Here is a 19969-nt window from a genome sequence, read left to right as displayed (position 1 = left end):
CGACGCCTATAGCCGCGAGCAGACCACCGCCGACCCGACCTTCAATACCAACAGTTGGGACAGCAGCTACACCGGCCAGCCGTTTCCCGAAGACGAGATGCGCGAGTATGTCAACCGCACCGTCGAGCGCGTGCTGGCGTCCAGGCCCCGGCGCGTGCTTGAGATCGGCTGTGGCACCGGGCTGCTCCTGTTCCGCATCGCGCCGCACTGCACCACCTACCACGGCACCGACATCGCGCCCTCCGCGCTGCGGCATATCGAGCGCCAGATCAGCGCGCACACCGCGCCGCTCCCGCCGATCACGCTGCGGCAGCAAGAGGCCAGCGACTTCAGCGGCTTCGTGCCCGGCTCGTTCGACGCGGTGGTGCTGAACTCGGTGGTCCAGCTCTTTCCGAGCATGGACTATCTGGTGCAGGTGATCGAAGGCGCGGTCAACGTCGCGGCGGGCGGCGTGGTCTTTATCGGCGACGTGCGCAGCCTGCCGCTGCTTGAGACGTTTCATGTCTCGGTGCAGATGGATCGGGCCGATCCGCTGCTGACGCGGCAGGCGCTGGAGCAGGTTGTTCAGCGGCGGCTGACGCGGGAAAAGGATATGCTGATCGATCCGGCCTTTTTCTTCGCGCTCAAGCAGCATCTTCCACAGATCAGCCATGTCGAGATTCAGCTCAAGCGTGGCCGCTACCACAACGAGTTTACGCGCTTCCGCTACGATGTGCTGCTGTATGTCGGTGGTGCTGCGGCTCCCAGCGCCGGGTATCAGTGGCTCGACTGGCAAAAAGAGTCGCTGACCGTGGTGCAGGTGCGCGAGATGCTCGCCACCACGCAGCCGGAGATGATCGGCTTTACGCGCGTGCCCAACGCCCGGATCTGGGCCGATGTCACCGCCCGCGACTGGCTCACCGCCGACGAAGGCCCTGAGCTGGTCGGCGAGCTGCGCACCGCCGCTCGCGCGAGCGCCCAGGCGGTCGGCGTCGATCCCGAAGACCTGTGGGCGCTGTGCGAGGAGCTGCCGTATCAGGCCGCGATCACCTGGACCGACTCCGGCGTCGGCGGCTGCTACGAGGTCGTCTTCAAGCGGGTTGCATCGGCGGAGAGCGCCAGCGCGGCACCGCTGCTGCCGGAGCGCGTCGTGCAGCGCAAGCCGTGGAGTGCCTATGCCAACAACCCGCTCCATGCGCTGTTTCTGGAAGAGGTCGTTCCCCAGCTACGGGCGTTTCTCAAGGAAACGCTGCCGGAGTACATGGTGCCGAGCGCGTTCGTGCTGCTGGATAAGCTGCCGCTCACGCCCAACGGCAAGCTCGATCGCCGCGCGCTGCCAGCGCCGCAGATCGCCAGCGCCGCGCTGTCGGGCACGTTCGCCGGCCCGCGCGACGAAATCGAGCAGGAGCTGGTCGGCATCTGGGAGAATCTGCTCGATGTCAGGCCAATCAGCGTCACGGATGACTTCTTCGAGATCGGCGGGCACTCGATCCTCGCGGTGCGCATGATGTCGCAGGTGCAGCGCGTCTTTGGCGAGCATCTGCCGCTGGCGACGCTGTTCCGAGGCGCGACGATCCGGCAGCTCGCCGACGAGCTGCGCCGCCCGCAGCAGCCCGACTGGTCGCCGCTGGTGCCGATCCAGACCAATGGGACGCGCCGCCCGTTCTTCTGCGTCCATCCCGGTGGCGGCAATGTGCTCAGCTACCAGCGCCTTTCGCAGTACCTAGGCGAGGATCAGCCCTTCTACGGCTTGCAGGCGGTCGGGCTGGACGGGCTGCACGAGCCGCTCACGCGCTTCGAGGCGATGGCGACGCGCTATATCGAGGAGATCCGGCGCGAGCAGCCGGAAGGCCCGTACCTCCTGGGCGGCTGGTGCACAGGTGGTCGCATCGCCTTTGAGATGGCGCGGCAGCTTATCGCGCAAGGGCAGGAGATCGCGCTGCTGGCGCTCTTCGATCCGGCCTCGCGCTACGAGATCCCCGATGGGCTGGAGCTGGGCAACGAGATCGATATTCTGCTGCATCGAGTGCCCGCCTTTGCCGAGATCGCCGCCACGCTGGAGCATCTCGATCCCGACACGCGCTTCCTGGCAGTGATCGAGCAGGCCAGAGAGCAGGAGCGCATCGCGCTCGATCTGGGCCTGGATCAGATCCGAATTATGCTCAAGATCTACCGCGCGATGCTCCAGGCCGAGCGCGCCTACGATCCGCTGCCCTGCGCGGCTCGCGCCGTGCTGTTCCGCGCCGTCGACCATCCTGAGGATGAGACGCTCGACCTTGGCTGGACGGCGCTGGCTCAGGGCGGACTGGCCCTGACCAAAGTTCCCGGCGATCATCTGAGCATGATGCAGGACAGCGATCATGTCAAAGCTATTGCGGAGCGGCTGCGCGCCTGTCTCGATCTGGCGCAGCCGGTGCTGCAATAGTTTCTCGGCCCATGCAGGAAGAAGGTGACTCGATGGTCCACGAATCGGTGGTGAGCTGTGTCGGCAAAACACCTCTTGTCTATCTGCGGCGGCTCTTTGCGCAGCCGGGACTGGAGGTGCTTGCCAAGCTGGAGCTGTTGAATCCAGGCGGCAGCTCAAAAGATCGACCGGCCCGCTTTATTATCGAGCAAGGCTTGCAGGATGGCACGATCAGCGCGCACACGCATCTGATCGAGAGCACATCCGGCAATCTGGGAATCGCGCTGGCGATGGTGGCGCGCGTGTACCGCCTCAGGCTCACCTGCGTCGTCGATCCAACCATCTCGCCGATCAACCTGCGCCTGCTGCAACAGTTGGGCGCGCAGATCGAGATGGTCGATCAGGCCGACGACCAGGGCGGCTATCTCAAGACCCGTTTGCAGCGGGTGCAGACGCTCTGCCAGACGCTTCCGCACGCGCTCTGGATCAACCAGTATGCCAACCAGCGTAACTGGCAGGCCCACGCCGACGGCACCGGCAATGAGATCATCGCGGAGCTGGACGCGCCGATCGATTGTCTCGTGGTGGCCGTGAGCACCACCGGTACGATCTTAGGCGTGGCGCGTCGCCTCCGTCAGGCGTTTCCCACGCTGCGGGTCGTCGCCGTCGATGCGGTCGGGTCGGTCATTTTTGGCGGCCCGCCCCGATCGCGCAAGATCCCCGGTATCGGGTCGAGCATCGTGCCGGAGCTGCTCGACCGCGCTGAGATCGACGAGGTTGTGTATGTGAGCGATCGGGAGGCCGCGCACGGCTGCCGTGAGCTGGTCGACGCCGAGGGCATCCTGGCGGGCGGCTCGTCGGGATCGACGATCGCGGCGATCCTCAAGCTCGCGCCCGGCTTCCCGCGTCCCTACCGCGTGCTGACGATCCTGCCGGATCGCGGCGAGCGCTATCTCGATCTGGTCTATAGCGACGAGTGGGTTGCTCAGCTACCGGAGGCGGAGGCGCTGGCGCTTCCAGGCTAGCGCCGCAGGGCCACAAGCCGAAAGAACAAAGCATACATATCTGGGAAACCGACAGCTATCAAAGAACGCTTTCTATCCTATCAGGAGGAACGAAATGGCACAGAGCGCAGTTGCTCAACCAAAAACGGCCAGCCAGAAGATGTGGGACTTCTCGATCATCTGGTTTGGACAGGCCGTGTCCATGTTTGGAAACGCCCTGACGAACTTCGCGCTCGGCGTCTGGGCCTATCAGCGGACCGGCTCCGTGACGCTGTTCGCGCTCATTACACTGGCGGGTGTCCTGCCCAGCATTCTGATCTCGCCGATGGCGGGCGTGTACGTCGATCGCTGGGATCGCCGCAAAGTGCTGGTTGCAACCGACTGTGGAGCGGCGGTGCTATCGCTGCTGCTGGCCGGGCTGCTCTGGACCGATCAGCTCATGATCTGGCACATCTACATCATGGTCGCGATCCGCTCGGTGATGCGTGCCTTTCAGCTTCCGGCCTACACCGCCTCGACCACGATGTTGATGCCGAAGGAGCATCTGACACGCGCGAACGGGATGATCCAGTTTGGCGGCGCCGCCGCGCAGATCGTCGCGCCGCTCCTGGCGGGCTTTCTGATCCTGACGATCGATTTGCAGGGCATCGTGCTGATCGATTTCATCACGTTTCTGGTCGCCATCGCGAGCCTGCTGCTGGTGCAGATCCCGAATCCTGCCAGCTCCGGCTCGGCCCAGAAGCGCTCGGTGCTGCGCGAGGCGGGCTATGGCTGGAACTATATCACCGGACGGGCCGGGCTGCTCAGCATGCTGATCTTCTTCGCGATCGTCAATTTCGCCTTCGGCATGGCCCAGGTGTTGTTCACGCCGCTGATCCTGAAGTTTTCTACCACGCCAGTCCTCGGCACGATCGGCTCGCTGGGCGGCGCTGGCCTGCTTGTCGGCAGCCTGGTGCTCAGCACCACGGGCGGTCCCAAGCGGCGGATTCATGGGATTCTCGGCCTTGGCCTGTTCTTTGGCTTCAGTCTGCTCCTGGCCGGGCTGCAAGCCTCGCCCGTGCTGATCGGCATCGCCTCGTTCACCTGCATGTTCTGCATCCCGTTTATCAACGGCTGTAGCCAGGCGATCTGGCAAATGAAGGTCCCAGCGGAAGTGCAGGGCCGCGTTTTCGCTACACGCCTGATGATCTCGTGGTCGTGCGCGCCGCTCGCCTATGTGCTGGCCGGGCCGCTCTCCGATCAGGTCTTTGAGCCGCTGATGGCGAACGACGGCGCGCTGGCCGGAAGCATTGGAGCGATCATCGGCAGCGGGCCGGGCCGTGGCGTTGGCCTCCTGTTTGTGCTGATCGGCATGATCGCGATGCTGACCGCGGCGGGCGGCTACCTCTACCGTCCGCTGCGCCGCGTCGAGCAGGATTTGCCAGATGCGATTGCCGACAAGAAGCCCGCCGAAGCCGCGCCCGCTCCGGCTACCGCCTCCCCGCAGGCCGCCGCCGAAGCCGCGATCGACGAAGCTGATGCCGCTGTCGCCGCTGCGCCCGCTCCCGAAGCCGTCGCCGCTGCGCCCGCTGAGGACGCCACCGCCTCGGATACGAGCGACGAGCCGCTGCCTGTCGGTACGGTGCCTGCGGCCAGCCCGGCTGCGTAGCGCGGACGAAAGAACCAAGGCGGAAGCCCGCCGGAGCACGGGGCCGGTCCGGTACACGCTGGGACCGGGGTAAGCGCCTCGCTGCGAAACTCACAACCTGGAACCGAGCACCGTAGAGCGCACTGCACCCCCTCTCCGATCGCCCTGGGAGAGGGGGTGCGCGCGTGCCGGGATCAGACGCTCTGCTCGTACCGGCACCAATCATCAAAAGCTGGTAAAGGCATGCCCTCCCACAAATGGCTCGATCAACACGACCTCTGTGTACCATTCTTGACACTTCACAAAAAGGCAAAAAGGACTATCATCAAGAACTTAATAGCTCTGGTGCGGCGTAGTATGGCATGCCCCACCGATTCTGGAAAGGAAAATTACATCATGTAGTAAAGTTGACAAATATTCGAAAATTTGTTAACTTTCGCGACCGGTTGCCCGACACGGTAACTGCCAGCATCACCGATGCAGCGCTGCATCGACTCTGAATCTGGTTTTATGCTTTGCACGGCCTATGCATTCGGCCTCGATCCCGCCCCAGCGTCATAGCTCCCAAGGTATCGTTGTAAAGCCATACAATCGTTAGCCCTCGTTGTCTACAACGGCGAGGTGTAGTTCATTGCGCTCCACGGTGAGCAACATATCCAGCGCGGACCATGTGAATCCGCGCGGAAATCAAGGAGGCCCACGATGGCTTTTAACTACAAATCTGATCATGCCTGGTATAAGCAGCGGCTGCTCCTGGCCGGGCTGCTCCTGCTGACAATAGTTGTCGCAGCCGTCAGCCCGGTGCTGTACGCATCGCTGTCTGCGTCGGCCCAGACGGCAGGACCAATCGCGGTTCCTGCGATTGCCGATACGTCCGTCAGCGCTGAGTTCCCCGACCAGAACTTCGGCCTGGAGCGGAGTCTGGCGAACGATGCCAATCCCGAAGAACAAAGCTTTCTCCGCTTCGCCGTCGAGGGCATCCCCGGCCCGATCGCGTCCGCTACCCTGCGGCTGTATGTCCTGAATCCGTCGCCCGCCGCCAGCGGCACGGTCTGGTCGATGACCAATACCACCTGGGATGAATCTGGCGTTACATACACCAATCGACCGGCGATCGACGGCGCGCCCGTTGGGGGCTTCGATCACGCCGCCGATGATTCCTGGGTCGAGGTCAATGTTACGTCGATCGTCGCGGGTCCGGGCGTGTACAGCTTCGGCATCAGCCAGACTGGCGATGATGGAGTCAATTTTGCGTCGCGCGATCATAACAACGCGGGGCGGCGGCCCCATCTGCTGATCACGACGACTGAAGCAGCCGTGCCCACCGTAGTGCCGACGTTGCCGCCCGCTCCGTCGCCCTCGGCAGCGCCGACCCAGCAGCCCACCGCTGCGCCAACCCAGCAGCCTACCGCTGTTCCATCGCCCTCGGCAGCGCCAACCCAGCAGCCCACCGCTGTTCCATCGCCCTCGGCAGCGCCAACCCAGCAGCCCACCGCTGCGCCAACCCAGCAGCCTACCGCTGCGCCGACTCAGGCGCCTCCCAAGGTTCCGGCGGCAGCGGTCGCCTTTCCAGGCGCGGAAGGACATGGCAGCGCAACGCCCGGCGGTCGTGGTGGGCGGATCATCTACGTTACGACACTGGCCGACTCCGGGCCGGGAAGCCTGCGCAGCGCGCTTGAGGCGAGCGGTCCGCGCATGGTGCTCTTCCGCGTCGCGGGAACGATCGAGCTGAGCAACGATATTTCGATCACCCAGCCGTTCGTGACGATCGCCGGCCAGTCTGCGCCGGGCGAGGGCGTGCAGATCAAAGGAGCCATGCTCAAGATTCGCACCCATGATGTTGTGCTGCGCCATCTCAAGGTACGCCCCGGCGACAAGCTCAATCAAAGCTCGAACAACGAGCGCGATGCCGTATCGATGTCCGGGACCGGAGGAGACGAAGTCTACAACGTGGTGATCGATCACAGCTCGCTGGTCTGGGGGCCGGATATTGGCGGCGCCGCGATCCTCACCAACGCGCATGACATCACGATCCAGCACTCAATCCTCGGCGAGGGACTCTATCTTTCCAACCACAGCGAGGGCACAACCGATCAAAATGGTCATTCGCTTGGCCTGAACATCACGCAGCTCGATCTCAGCGCCCACCCGAAGCGGATCACACTGCATCACAACTTGCTGACCACCTCCGATCAGCGAATGCCGCAGATCATGGGCGGTGAGCTGATCGATGTCGTCAACAACGTGATCTACAACTGGGGGACCGCCGCCGCGCATGGCAATCCTCGTTCGCTCAACCTGATCAACAACATGTTCATTCGCGGGCCGATGACGAGAACCTTACTGGCCTGGAAGTCGCGCACCAATCCCGAAAACCCAACGCCACGGCCTGGCTCGGTCTTTGAGCAAGGCACAGTAACGGAAGGCTTCAGCACCGTGCGCGGCGATCCGCAGAGCATGTACAGCGCCACCCGCTTCGGGCCGTACTCGATGCGCTCCGAGCAGAGCGCTCAGGATGCGTATCGTCAGATCGTGCAGGGCGCGGGCGCAACCTGGCCCGTGCGCGACAGCGCGGATCAGCGCATCATCGCCAACCTCACACAGCGAACCGGCCAGTTCCTCAACGGCGCGCAGGTTGTGTGGCCCACGCTCGGCTCCGGCCCGCTGGCCGCCGACGCCGATCTTGACGGCATGGCCGATACCTGGGAGCAGCAGCAGTTTGGATCGACCTCGCGTGGATCGTCGTCCAGCACAAGCGGTGACTTCGATCAGGACGGCTATACCGACGTAGAGGAATATCTGAACCGCACCGATCCACGCACTCCTTAGCACATCGGGCAGCCGGAGACGGACCACGCATACACGGAACGAGGAGCGGCAACGTTGCCGCTCCTCGCTGCTCGTTATGAGCACCCCTGGATGCACATATCACTCGCAGATTGGGCGTTTCCTGCACATTAAGCCTATTGACATTGCATGCCGTTCATGTATAATAGCCACAATTGATAGGTGATTAACGCGACTTTAATGTTTAGTTAACATCTAAAATGGGTACAAGGTACATAATTGCCCCCTTTGTTATGTATCAGGTACCTCCGTCAGACTCCACCCATAGCGTTGGCATCACGCCTATAATTCCTGGCTCGCTGCACACATTCCTCTTGCATCCTCCCATGCAGCCTACTCCTCTATCCATGTGATGTCGTTATGAATGGCGCGACGGCGTAGTTAACCCCAGGTTCACTGGTCAACAGTGAGGTGGGGATACCAATCACAACGCTTCCTCATACTGTGTACAACTTCATAGCATAGTGACGCGGATAGGCACCTTTGGAGCGTAGAGCATGAGTCACGCATGATCCGAGGGCAAGCTCTCGCTGTTTCATACGCAACATTAAGGTCTATGTCGCTGCTCGCTGTCGTCCGTGATGGATGACTGGACAGCCACAAAGAAGATGAGGAGTGCCGTAATCACTCCTCATCCGACGACCACACGATCCATATCCCTTGCTGCGAGCATTTGGGCCTTTGGCTACGTGTTTAAAGGTCTTAACGATTGTACATCCATTCGTAGCATTCGGCAAACGGGCACAAGCGCGCATGACTTCATCAGTATCTAACCGGAGGTTATCGTGGCGGATCTGTTGAGGGCGTACGCTGGGGCGACACCCAGGCGGTGAAGCGTAGCACTACATCCCCGTTTCGATGTAAGGCTCCCCATTTCGCAGGAATCCTCTGATCCTGAGCGATTGATCCACGGCCTCAACCACAACGCTGTGTCATGCGCGAGCATTTCCCGCGACGATCCTGCGTGCGCCCAATTTTCAAACATCATCGCCACGCGCCTACAGAGACAGTCAATCGCTCGCCCGATAAGGCAGAGCTACAGGCACACCTCAAGGGCTGAGCGGCGCTGAGCCACTCGGCGGCGGCATTCAGCGAAGGAGCATCCGGTGGCGAGATCTACTCCGGCGATTCCTCCTCACGGCGGAACACTTATCGATCGCACCGTGCGGGGCACGCTCCGCGAGGCGGCGATTGAGCGCGCCGCTCACCTGGCCCGGCTGACGCTGAACAGCGTCAATCTCTCCGACCTGGAGCTGATTGGCAACGGAGCATTCAGCCCGCTGACCGGCTTCATGGGCCAGGCCGACTACCTGAGCGTTGTCGAGGAGATGTACCTCCAGAGCGGCCTTCCCTGGACGATCCCGATCACGCTGGCGGTGACGCGGGAGCAGGCGGCGACGCTGGAGCTTGGGCAAGAGATCGCACTGTACGATCGCGCCGAGCGGCTGATCGGGCTGCTTGAGCTGGCAGAAAAGTACGCCGCCGACCAAGAGCACGAGGCGCAGCAGGTTTTTCAAACCACCGATGCGCGGCATCCCGGCGTCGCGCGGCTCTACGCGGCTGGCGAGGTATACCTCGGCGGCGAGATCTGGGTGATCAGCCCGCCGACCAGCCCGGCGTTTGCGGAGTTTCGGCACACGCCTGCGCAGGCGCGACGGATGTTTGCCGCAAACGGCTGGCGGCGGATCGTGGGATTTCAAACGCGCAACCCGATCCACCGCGCCCACGAGTATATCCAGAAGGCCGCGCTGGAGATCGTTGATGGGCTGTTCCTGCATCCGCTGGTAGGCGAGACGAAGGCTGACGATATTCCCGCCGACGTACGCATGCGCTCCTACCAAAGCCTGCTGCGCGACTACTACCCGCCCGATCGGACGATCCTGGGCGTGTACCCGGCGGCGATGCGCTACGCCGGGCCGCGCGAGGCGATCTTCCACGCGCTGGCACGCAAGAACTACGGCTGCACACACTTCATCGTCGGGCGCGATCATGCCGGTGTCGGCAGCTACTACGGCACCTACGACGCCCAGCTGATCTTCGACGAGTTCGCGCCGCACGAGCTGGGCATTACGCCGCTCTTTTTCGAGCATACCTTCTACTGCCAGAAGTGCCATGCGATGGCGTCTTACAAGACCTGCCCGCATACCTCGGAGCACCACCTGATCTTGAGCGGCACGAAAGTGCGCGAGATGCTGGCCCGTGGCGAGCTGCCACCGCCTGAGTATAGCCGCCCTGAAGTTGCGCAGATCTTGATCGAAGCCTATCAGCGGGAGCCGCGCGGCGCAGAGCCGATCGGGCACACGGACCTGCCGCCTGCTCCCACCGAGCAGCCCGGCACAAAGGAGGCGCGTATGGTCGCGGCGAGTACCGGCGATGAGCAAGCCCAGCGGCGGATGCTGGTGATCGGTCTGGACTGTGCCGCGCCGGAGCTGGTCTTCGATGCGTGGCGGGCCGACCTGCCGACGCTTAGCGGCTTGATGCAGCGCGGCGCGTACGGACGGCTGGAAAGCACGATTCCGGCGATCACCGTTCCCGCCTGGGCCTGCATGATGAGCGGACGCGATCCGGGCCAGCTTGGCTTCTACGGCTTTCGCAACCGCGCGGACTACTCCTACGAGCGCATGACGATCGCCAACGCCAAAGCGGTGACGTATCCGCGCGTGTGGAACCTGCTCAGCGATGCTGGCAAGCACGTCGGCGTGATCGGCGTGCCGCAGACCTACCCGGTGCAGCCGGTCAACGGCCACATGGTCAGTTGTTTCCTGACGCCGAGCGCGAAGAGCCAGTACACCTATCCGGCGGAGCTAAAGCACGAGATCGCGGGCTGGATCGGCGACGAGTTCCTGGTGGACGTGCCCAACTTTCGCTCGGAGAATAAAGATCAGATCCTCTGCGACATCTACCGCATGGCCGAGCAGCATTTTACGATCTGCCGACGCCTGCTCCAGCGCGAGCGGTACGACTACTTCATGACCGTCGACATGGGCGTCGATCGCATCCACCATGCCTTCTGGAAGTATATGGACCCCGCCCATCCCAAGCATGTGCCGGGCAACCGCTACCAGCAGGCGATCCACGACTACTACGTGTTTATCGACCGGCAGATCGCGGGGCTGCTGGAGTATATCGACGACGACACGATCGTGCTGGTCGTCTCCGACCACGGCGGCAAGGCGATGGTCGGCGGCCTCTGCCTCAACGACTGGCTGATCCGCGAGGGCTATCTGGTGCTCAAAGAGCAGCCGTCGCAGATCGTGCCGCTTGAGAAGTGCGAGATCGACTGGACGCGAACCAAAGCCTGGGGCGCGGGCGGCTACTATGGGCGGCTGTTCATGAACGTGCAGGGCCGCGAGCCCAACGGCGTGATCCCGCCGCAGGACTATGAGCGCGAGCGGGCGCTGCTGATCGAGAAGCTGGCCGCGATTGCCGATCCCGACGGTCGCAACATCGGCACGATCGCCTTCAAGCCGGAAGAGGTCTATACCCAGCTCAACAACATTCCGCCCGATCTGATCATCTACTTTGGCAACCTGAGCTGGCGCTCGGTTGGCAGCGTGGGCCACGAGAGCGTATGGACCTTTGAGAACGACACGGGGCCTGACGACGCGAACCACGCGCAGCACGGTATCTTCATGCTCTACGATCCGCGCAATCCGGGCGGCGGCAGGCAGCTCGACGACCTGAAGATCTACGATGTCGCGCCGACGGTGCTGGCGCTGCTGGGCCAGCCCGCGCCGGAGGGGATTCGCGGCAGGCCGATCGATTTGCAAGCAGGGGTAGCGGTATGACAACAGGATTCACCATCTGGTTCACAGGACTGTCCGGCTCCGGCAAATCGACGATCTCCGCGATCGTCGCCGAGGACCTGCGCAGCCGAGGGCATAAGGTCGAGGTGCTCGACGGCGATGTCGTGCGGACCCATCTCAGCAAAGGGCTGGGCTTTTCCAAAGAAGATCGCGACACCAACATTCGGCGGATCGGCTGGGTCTGCGAGGTGCTCACGCGCAACGATGTGGTGTCGATCGTCGCGGCGATCTCGCCGTACCGCGCGATCCGCGACGAGGTGCGCGCGCAGATCGGGCGCTTCGTCGAGGTCCACATGGATTGCACGATCGAGGCGCTGACCGACCGCGATGTGAAAGGGCTGTATCGCAAAGCGCTCAACGGCGAGATCAGCAATTTCACCGGCGTGTCGGACCCCTACGAGCCGCCCTTCCATCCTGAGGTCGTCTGCTACAGCGACGGTCGGGAAACGCCGGAGCAGAGCGCGGCGAAGGTGATCGCCAAGCTAGAGCATCTGGGCTATGTCGAGCGGCTCGTGCTGGTAGCCGCCCCCGATCTGGACATGGTCTACACCGACGACGAAGAAGAAGCCGTCACCGAGCGGCTGCGCGATCTGGGGTATCTCTAGCGCACCGTTCAAAGTTCCAAGTTCAACGTTCGACCACCTTGAAACCTGAAACTTGAAACCTGGAACTTGAAACTCGGAGGAAACGATGCACTTGCGCGATGTATTTCGGGGTGGCCGACGACGCAAGCGGCGGATCGTCGCGATCGGCCTCGACGGCGTGCCCTACACATACATTCAGCAGTTGTTCCAGGCGGGCGAGCTGCCGAACTTTCGCGCGATTGCCGCCGAGGGCACGCTGGCGCAGATGGATACGACCATCCCCAACGTCTCATCGGTGGCGTGGGCCTCGTTCATGACCGGCCAGAATCCAGGCAAGCACAACATCTACGGCTTCGTCGATCGACAGCCCGGATCGCTCAAGACCTTCATCCCCACCTCGCGCACGATGCGCAGCCCGGCGCTGTGGGAGCTGCTGAGCGCGGCAGGCAAGCGCGTCTTCGCGATGAATGTTCCGGTAACGTATCCGTCGCGCCAGGTCAACGGCATCGTCGTCGGCTGCTTCCTTAGCCCCAGCGTCGAGAAGGCCGCGCCGAACGCCGAGATCGCGCAGGCGCTCAAGCGGCTGAACTACTGCGTGGACGCCGATCCGCTGCGGGCACGCGCCGACAAAGCCAGCTTCCTGCCGCATCTCGACGAGGTCTTCGAGCGGCGGATCGCGGCGATGCGCTACTTCTGGAGCCAGGAGGCCTGGGATTTCTTCATGGTTCACATTATGGAAACCGATCGGCTGCATCACTTCTTCTGGGAGGAGATGGAGCAGGGCCATGCGACGTACGCTCCCGCCTTTCTGGAGTTCTACCGGCGCGTCGATCAGGTGCTCGGCGAGGTTCGTAGCTGGCTCGACGAAGATACTACGCTGGTGATTCTGTCGGACCACGGCTTCTGCACGATCAAGCAAGAGGTCTATCTCAACACCTGGCTGCACGACGCGGGCTACCTGCGCTACGCCGGCGACCAGCCGCAGCGCTTGCAGGACATGGCGGCGTCGAGCGTGGCCTACAGCCTCGATCCTGGCCGTATCTTCCTGAACGTCCGGGGGCGCGAGCCGCAGGGCCAGATCACGCCCGGCGCGGAGTACGAGCGTATCCGCCGCGAGATCGCCGAGGCAATCGTCGATATGGTCGATCCGGCAACAGGCGAGCCGATGGTCGAGCGGGTCTACACCCGCGAGGAGCTGTACCACGGCCCGCACGCCGCCGCCGCCGCCGATCTGGTGGTAGCGATGCGCGACGGCTACGATCCCAAGGGGCCGTTCGGCAAGCCGCGCCTGACCTTCAAAAGCGACTCGCTGGTCGGGATGCATACCACGCCGGACGCGCTGCTGTACATCCAGGGCTTGCGCGCGATCGAGCGCCGCCCGCACATCGCCGATGTCGCGCCGACGATCCTCGACCTGCTGCATCTGCCGACGCCGCACGACATGGACGGACGGAGCCTGAGCGCATGATTGATTATGTCAAACAAGATCCGATCGCTGCTCTTGAGCAGCGCCGTCTATCGACGTTAGCGACAGCCAGACTAGAGCAGTTTTACCGCAGCATGTTCCTGATCCGCTACTTCGAGGAGCGCGTGCTTGAGCTGTTCTCCGAGGGCCAGCTCTTCGGCACCACTCACGCCTACATCGGGCAGGAGGCCAACGCGGTGGGGCTGCTGAGCCATCTCACGCGCGACGACATCGTCTTCAGCAATCACCGCTGCCACGGGCACTATCTGGCCTACAGCGATGATGTCGACGGCTTGCTGGCGGAGATCATGGGCCGCGAGAGCGGCATCTGCGGCGGCAAAGGCGGCAGCCAGCATATCTGCGCCGGAAACTTCTACACCAACGGCGTGCTCGGCGGGATCGTGCCGTGCGCGGCGGGCATCGCGCTGGCGGAAAAGCAGAAACACTCCGGCGCGAAGGTCATCGTCTTCATCGGCGACGGCGCGCTCGGCGAAGGCGTGATCTACGAAACCTTCAACATCGCGGCGCTATGGTCGCTCCCGATGCTGTTCGTCGTCGAAAACAACTTCTACGCCCAGAGCACACCGTCGCGGCTCCAGCTCAGCGGCGAGATTGCGGCGCGGCCCCAGGCATTCGGCATCGAGACAGTGCAGTGCCGCCCGGCCTCGGTAGAGGATGTTCATGGACTGGCCGGAGAGGCCTGGGCCTATATCGAGCACGAGCGCAAGCCATTCTGCCTGATCCTCGACACCTACCGATTCTGCCCGCACAGCAAGAGCGACGATCATCGCGACAGTGCGGAGATCGCCGCGTGGCAGGCGCGCGATCCGCTGCGGCGGCTTGCGCAGCAGCTCAACGCCGATCGCCGCAACACCATCGAGCAGCACGTCAGGGCGCGCATCGCGCAGGCAGTGGAGCAGGCACGCGCGGCGGCTTTTCCGGCAGTACCGGCCATTACGTAGTAGGAACGAACGATGACTCATCGGACCGAACGCTGTGTACATGTTCTGAATCGGGCGCTGCACCGGCTCTTCGAGGAGCATCCTGAGGTGTATCTGCTGGGCGAGGACATTCTCGATCCTTACGGCGGCGCGTTCAAGGTATCGACCGGCCTGAGCACGCGCTGGCCGGAGCGGGTGCTGACGACACCGATCAGCGAGGCGGCGATCGTCGGCATTGCCAACGGCATGGCGCTGCGCGGCCTGCGCCCGATCGTCGAGATCATGTTTGGCGATTTCCTGACGCTGTGCGCCGATCAGATCATCAACTACGCGGCAAAATTCCGCCAGATGTACGACGATCAAGTCCGCTGCCCCGTCGTGATTCGCACGCCGATGGGTGGCCGACGGGGCTACGGCCCCACGCACAGCCAGACCATGGAGCGGCTGTTCCTGTCGGTCGACGATCTGACGATCCTGGCTCCGAGCCACCTGCACGACCTGGGAGAGGCGCTGATCTACGCCACGCTTCAGGGCACAGGGCCAACGCTGTTTGTGGAGAATAAACTCCTGTATGGCGAGTTCCATGCATTGCCCCAGCATGGACTCGCCGATCTTTTTAGTTGCAGGCGGCTGGGCAGCGCACCGCTCGACACACTCTACCTATCGCTGACCGACTTCGAGTATAGCGATGTCACGATCCTGTGCTACGGAGGAATGACCTCGCTGGCGATGCAGGCCGCCGAGCAACTATTGCTTGAGCATGAAATAAGCTGCGAGCTGCTGATCCCATGCCAGATCAAGCCGCTGCCCGACCACGGGCTGGCGGAAGCGCTGGCCCGCTCCGGGCGCTTGCTGGTCGTCGAAGAAGGGCCGCTCACCGGCGGCTGGGGCGCGGAGGTCGCGGCGCAGGTGCAGGAGCGCTACTGGACGCAGCTTCGCGGTCCCGTCCAGCGCGTGGCAGCCGCCGACGGCATCATTCCCTGCACGCGGCCACTGGAAGACGCCGCGCTGCCGCAGAAAATCGATCTGGTGCGCGCGGCGACACGCATGGTGCATGGCGCAAAGGTAGTAGGCATATGATCCCGCTGATGATCCCGCAAAAAGATGTCAACAGCGAGTCGGCGCTGCTGGTACGCTGGCTGGTTGCAGATGGCGCTCCCGTGCAGCAGCACCAGGAGATCTGCGAAGTCGAGACGACCAAGGTCGTGTTTGCGATCGAGGCTCCCGACGACGGCTGGCTGGTCTGGGGCAGCGACGAGGGCAGCGAGATCCCGTTTAATGTGGCGATCGGCCTGATCGTCGACAGCCCGCAGGCGATAGCCGGAGCGCGCCAACGGCTCCATACCGCCGAGACGAACGGCGCGGAGCAGCCACCGCTCGCGGCGTTTCCCGGCAAAATCACCGATAAGGCGCGGCACCTGATCGAGGCGCACCGGATTCCGCTGAGCCAGCTTCCGGCCAAATCGATCATCACCGAGCGCGACGTGCTGCCGCTGATCGACGACAAGGACGCCTACTTCTCGCCGCTCGACCAGCGCGCCTATCCGGTAGACCATGCGCGGATGCGGGTGCAGCGCACGCTGGTGCTGGGCGCGGGCCTCGGCGCGATGCAGGTCGTCGATATTCTGGCGCACGATCCGCGCGTGCAGGTGATGGGCTACCTCGACGACAACGCCGCGCTGCACGGCCAGACGATCTACGGGCTGCCGGTGCTCGGACCATCCACTCTGGCGGAAGAATGGTTTCGCGCCGGTCGCTGCGACGCCGCGATCATCGCGGTTTCGACATCCAACCGCGTACGCCGCCGCTGGTACGAGCAGCTCAAACGCTGCAACATGCCGCTGGTCAACGCGATCGATCCCAGCGCCAGGATCAATCGCGGCGTGCTGCTGGGCGAGGGCAACGTGATCTGCGCCTTTGTGCATCTCGGCGTCGAGACGCGGCTTGGCAACAACAACTTCATCAGCGCCTACAACAGCATCGATCATCATAACCTGTGGGGCTCGCACATCACCACCGGGCCGAGCGTCGCTACGTCGGGCTGTGTGCAGGTCGGCGACGATGTCAAAATGGGCACCGGCATCTTCATTCAGCCACATATCAGCATCGGCCAGGGCGCGCTGATCGCGTCGGGCGCGGTGCTGACGCAAGCGGTACCGGCGCAGCACGCGGCCAAAACGCGCGTCAACGTCGAGATCACGCCGCTGCGCGAAGCCGTCGAGACGAAAGGGTGAGGGCTATGCACGTTCCGTTTCTTGACCTGCGAGCACAGCACGACGAGCTGCGCGCCGAGATCGCGCAGGCGATCGATGCGATCATCGACCAATCAGCGTTTATCGGCGGCGACGCCGTGGCGACCTTCGAGGAGCACTTTGCCGCCTACTGCGGCGCGCGCCATGCCGTCGCGTGCGCCAACGGCACCGATGCGCTGAAGCTGGCGCTGATGGCCTGCGGCGTCCGGCGCGGCGACGAAGTGATCACCGTTCCCAATACCTTCATCGCCAGCGTCGAGGCGATCACCATGCTGGGCGCGCATCCCTGCTTCGTGGACGTCGACAGCGAGTCCTACACGCTATCGCCCGCGAGACTGGCCGAGTTTGTCGCGACGGGCTGCCGGGTCGATCAGGATGGACGGCTGATCAACCGCGCGACGAGGCGGCCCGTGACGGCGATCATGCCGGTACACTTGTATGGCCTGCCCGCCGACATGCAGCCGATTCTGGAGCTTGCGTCGCGCTACCGGCTCTGCGTCGTCGAAGATGCCTGCCAGGCGCACGGGGCGAGCTACACCAGCGACGGCGTCGCGCGGCGCGTCGGCACCCTGGGCGAGGCCGCCGGATTTAGCTTCTACCCCGGCAAAAATTTGGGCGCGATCGGCGAGGGCGGCGCGGTGATCACCCGGAGCGCGGAGCAGGATCAGGCGATGCGCATCTGGCGCGATCATGGGCAGAGCCAGAAATACGTGCATGTGTCGCCCGACGGCTGGAATGGGCGGCTCGACGCGCTGCAATGCGCGATCCTCGACATCAAGCTGCGCAAGCTCGACGAGTGGAACGCCCGGCGGCGACAGGCGGCGGCATGGTACCGCGAGCGGCTGGCGGGCGACGAGCGCATCGTGCTGCCGGTCGAGCCTGCGGGATCGCGGCACGTCTACCATCTCTTTGTGATCCGGCTGGCCGACCGGGACGCGGCCTACCAGGCGCTTAGCGAGCAGGGGATCGGCCTGGGGCTGCACTACCCGATTCCGCTGCATCTTCAGGCGGCCTACCGCGACCTGGGCTGGCAGCAGGGCGACTTCCCCGTATCCGAGGCGGCGGCGTCGAGCATCCTGTCGCTGCCGATGTTTCCGCATCTCACCGAAGAGCAGGTCGACTACGTCTGCGCGCAACTGACCAAACATCTGGATCGCTCGGCTCAGGCGCGGGCGGTCGGCGACGATCGCGGGCCAGCTCCGCGCTCCAGCGTGCCGTTTATCCCGGTCGGCGGCTCGTGGGCGACACCACGCTAACAGGAGGCGAGGCGGGACTTATGCAGAAGCTCAACACACGCATCCGACCACGACCACCGACGCGCGGCCTATCCGCGCTGCGGGGCTCCGGCTACCGGCGGCTGAAGCGCGCCGTCGATCTGATCCTGGCGGGCGGTCTGCTGCTGCTGTTTGGCCCGCTGATGCTTGCGGTCGCCGTCGCGATCAAGCTCTACTCGCCCGGCCCGATCTTCTACCGTCAGCAGCGCCTCGGCAAGGGCGGCACGCCGTTCACGATGCTCAAATTCCGCTCGATGCATGTCGGCAGCCCCAGCCAGATCCATCGCGCGCACGTCGAGCGGCTGATCCGCGAGAATCTCCGGCCTGAGGACGTGGGGCAGGGCTCGCTCAAACTAAAGCGCGATCCGCGCGTCACCAAGCCGGGGCGCATGCTGCGCGCGCTGAGTCTGGACGAGCTGCCGCAGATCATCAACGTGCTGCGCGGCGAGATGAGCCTCGTGGGGCCGCGACCGCCGCTGCCGTATGAATACGCGCTGTACGATGACTGGCACAAGCAGCGCCTCGCCGTGCTGCCTGGAATCACCGGCCTCTGGCAGGTGACAGGCCGCAATCAGGTTTCCTTCGACGACATGGTGCGGATCGACCTCAACTATATCGAGACCATGAGCTTGTGGCTTGATCTCTACATCATCCTACGCACTCCGTTCGTCATGCTGGTTGGAAAAGGAGGTGGATGATGAGCATGACCCTTACGGCTCAGCGGCAGCATATCGCCCTTGCGCCTGAGCCGCAGTTCGTCGAGCAGGTGCGGATCGGGATCATCGGGTGCGGCTACTGGGGGCCGAAGCTGGCCCGCAACTTTCAAGATCTGCCCGGCTCGCATCTGGCGATGATGGCCGATCTTCAGGAGCAACGGCTCGCCAGTATCAAGCAGCTCTACCCGGAGGTAGCCGTCACCAGAGACTACCAGGAACTGCTGGCGGCTGGCATTGACGCCGTGATCATCGCCACGCCGGTCAAAGCGCACTACCACCTGGCAAAGGCCGCGCTGCTCGCCGGAAAGCACGTGCTGGTTGAGAAGCCGCTGACGGCGTGGTCCAGCCAGGCCCGCGAGCTGACCGATCTGGCCCTTGAGCGCGGGCTGACGCTAATGGTCGGCCACACATTCGAGTATAACCCTGCGGTCGAGGCCGTGCGCGAGATCGTCCAGTCGGGCGAGCTAGGCGATGTCTATTACTTCAACTCGACCCGCGCCAACCTGGGCCTGCTCCAGCCCGACATCAACGTGATCTGGGACCTGGGGCCGCACGACATCTCGATGATCCGCTTCATTCTCGGCGTGGACCCGGTGAAAGTCAGCGCGGTGGGTACGGCCTTTGTCAACGCCCGGCGCGGCCTGCACGAGGTCGCCTACGTCAACCTGACCTTTGAAAACGGCGTGGTCGCCAACCTGCGGCTGAGCTGGCTATCGCCCGTCAAGCGTCGGCGGCTGACGGTCGTCGGCAGCAAGAAGATGCTGGTCTATGACGATATTGCCGACGACAAAGTGGTGATCTACGACAAAGGCATCGAAATACCGCCGTACTCGATCACCGAAGAAGAGTTTCATGCCTCGTATCGCCACGGCGAGGAGCTGGTCTATCCGCTCACCTGGGTCGAGCCGCTCCAGCGTGAGTGTGAGCATTTTCTCCACTGCATCCGCACCCGCACGACCCCCCGCAGCGATGGAGAGGACGGCATTAAGGTCATCAAAGCGCTGGAAACCGCACAGCGGTCGCTGGTGAATGGCGGCGTTGAGCTTAAGATCGAATACTGATCGGCACGC

At 63.6% G+C, this 19969-nt stretch carries 13 protein-coding genes; all 13 read left to right on the top strand.

Features of this window, described 5'->3' with window-relative positions; genetic code table 11:
* A partial coding sequence (locus VFZ66_26185) for a thioesterase domain-containing protein (GenBank protein HEX6292700.1) occupies positions 1–2404 on the top strand: 2404 nt, incomplete at its 5' end.
* Positions 2405–2436: 32 nt separating this feature from the next.
* Positions 2437–3408: a 2,3-diaminopropionate biosynthesis protein SbnA gene (gene sbnA, locus VFZ66_26180; protein ID HEX6292699.1), complete on the top strand. Its 972-nt coding sequence runs from the start codon at positions 2437–2439 to the stop codon at positions 3406–3408.
* 94 nt (positions 3409–3502) lie between these two features.
* The gene (locus VFZ66_26175; GenBank protein HEX6292698.1) at positions 3503–5035 is read left to right on the top strand and encodes an MFS transporter; all 1533 of its coding nucleotides are present in this window, start codon (positions 3503–3505) and stop codon (positions 5033–5035) included.
* A gap of 681 nt (positions 5036–5716) precedes the next feature.
* The gene (locus VFZ66_26170; GenBank protein HEX6292697.1) at positions 5717–7843 is read left to right on the top strand and encodes a DNRLRE domain-containing protein; all 2127 of its coding nucleotides are present in this window, start codon (positions 5717–5719) and stop codon (positions 7841–7843) included.
* A gap of 1124 nt (positions 7844–8967) precedes the next feature.
* Positions 8968–11649, top strand: a complete 2682-nt coding sequence (sat, locus tag VFZ66_26165) for a sulfate adenylyltransferase (GenBank protein ID HEX6292696.1) — start codon at positions 8968–8970, stop codon at positions 11647–11649.
* On the top strand, positions 11646–12272 hold the full coding sequence (gene cysC / locus VFZ66_26160) for an adenylyl-sulfate kinase (protein HEX6292695.1): 627 nt from the start codon (positions 11646–11648) through the stop codon (positions 12270–12272). Before sat ends, cysC begins: the two co-directional genes overlap by 4 nt.
* Before the next feature lie 85 nt (positions 12273–12357).
* Positions 12358–13719: an alkaline phosphatase family protein gene (locus VFZ66_26155; GenBank protein ID HEX6292694.1), complete on the top strand. Its 1362-nt coding sequence runs from the start codon at positions 12358–12360 to the stop codon at positions 13717–13719.
* Positions 13716–14678, top strand: a complete 963-nt coding sequence (locus VFZ66_26150; protein HEX6292693.1) for a thiamine pyrophosphate-dependent dehydrogenase E1 component subunit alpha — start codon at positions 13716–13718, stop codon at positions 14676–14678. Before VFZ66_26155 ends, VFZ66_26150 begins: the two co-directional genes overlap by 4 nt.
* A 12-nt stretch (positions 14679–14690) precedes the next feature.
* Positions 14691–15737, top strand: coding sequence for a transketolase C-terminal domain-containing protein (locus VFZ66_26145; protein HEX6292692.1), 1047 nt, complete (start codon positions 14691–14693; stop codon positions 15735–15737).
* Positions 15734–16891 carry a biotin/lipoyl-containing protein gene (locus VFZ66_26140; GenBank protein ID HEX6292691.1) on the top strand — a complete coding sequence of 386 codons (1158 nt, stop codon included), beginning with the start codon at positions 15734–15736 and terminating at the stop codon, positions 16889–16891. Before VFZ66_26145 ends, VFZ66_26140 begins: the two co-directional genes overlap by 4 nt.
* A gap of 5 nt (positions 16892–16896) precedes the next feature.
* A complete protein-coding gene (locus tag VFZ66_26135) occupies positions 16897–18165 on the top strand; it encodes a DegT/DnrJ/EryC1/StrS family aminotransferase (GenBank protein HEX6292690.1) in 1269 nt (422 codons plus the stop codon).
* 20 nt (positions 18166–18185) lie between these two features.
* The gene (locus VFZ66_26130) at positions 18186–18881 is read left to right on the top strand and encodes a sugar transferase (GenBank protein HEX6292689.1); all 696 of its coding nucleotides are present in this window, start codon (positions 18186–18188) and stop codon (positions 18879–18881) included.
* Complete coding sequence (locus tag VFZ66_26125; GenBank protein ID HEX6292688.1) at positions 18881–19960, top strand: Gfo/Idh/MocA family oxidoreductase; 1080 nt, start codon at positions 18881–18883, stop codon at positions 19958–19960. The genes VFZ66_26130 and VFZ66_26125 overlap by 1 nt, the downstream gene beginning before the upstream one ends.
* The last annotated feature ends 9 nt before the right edge of the window (positions 19961–19969 follow it).

It is taken from the genome of Herpetosiphonaceae bacterium, from assembly GCA_036374795.1.
Taxonomy (GTDB): Bacteria; Chloroflexota; Chloroflexia; order Chloroflexales; family Kallotenuaceae; genus LB3-1.
This window is presented reverse-complemented; position numbering and strand designations above follow the sequence as displayed.